This is a genomic window from Vibrio sp. 2132-1 (genome assembly GCF_033344315.1).
This window is the reverse complement of record NZ_JAWPON010000336.1, coordinates 1-701: the sequence shown is the minus strand read 5'-3', so window position 1 is coordinate 701 and position 701 is coordinate 1. Positions and strand designations below refer to the sequence as shown.

Genomic DNA, 701 nt, shown 5'->3' with positions numbered 1-701 from the left:
GCAAGGCGTATCGGTTTCGACAAGTCCTGCACAAGTGACTGGCGATGTTACCGTGCTTGGTGATTTGAAGTACCAAGTATCGATTCCTTCAGTTCAAGTCGATTTTGAAAATGGTGACGAGTTACACCTGAATGATCTGAGTGGACAAGGTAAGGGTAAGCAAGCGAAAGGTTATTGGCTTGGTGAACAAACCTTTTCTCTAGAAAAGTTAGATGTGGTTGATTCATCGCTTAAACAGGTATTTTTGATTGAAAAGGCGAGCTACAGCGGCAACACGTCGAATGACGAAACCGGTGAGAAGCTAAACAGCCAATTGAACATTAATGCTCAAAAAATGCGCCTAACGGATGGCACTGATGTTGATAACTTTAAGTTGAATTTTGCTATTGCAGATGTCGATAGTAATTCGTTCGATCAAATTATGTCGATCTATCAAAGCTCACCAGTACTTGATGAACAACAGGTGTCCGAATTAATGCCTCACATCGACACGCTATTTAGTAAGGGCTTTAAGCTTTCAGTTAATGAGCTTTCTTTGGCGTTTGGTGAAGGTAAATTCCGCAACGAGTGGCAATTATCTGTCCCTCAAGGTACAGACCATATCACGCAAGACCCAATGAAGTTGATGACCGCAACAAACGGCGAATTGAGTACTTACTTCTCAGATGAACTTGTTAAACACTATCCATTTATCCAAGAAG

1 protein-coding gene is annotated in these 701 nt (G+C 41.7%); it reads left to right on the top strand.

The features are described 5' to 3' along the window. On the top strand, positions 1-701 hold a 701-nt coding region (locus R8N47_RS25260), incomplete at both ends, for a DUF945 family protein (RefSeq protein WP_318186115.1).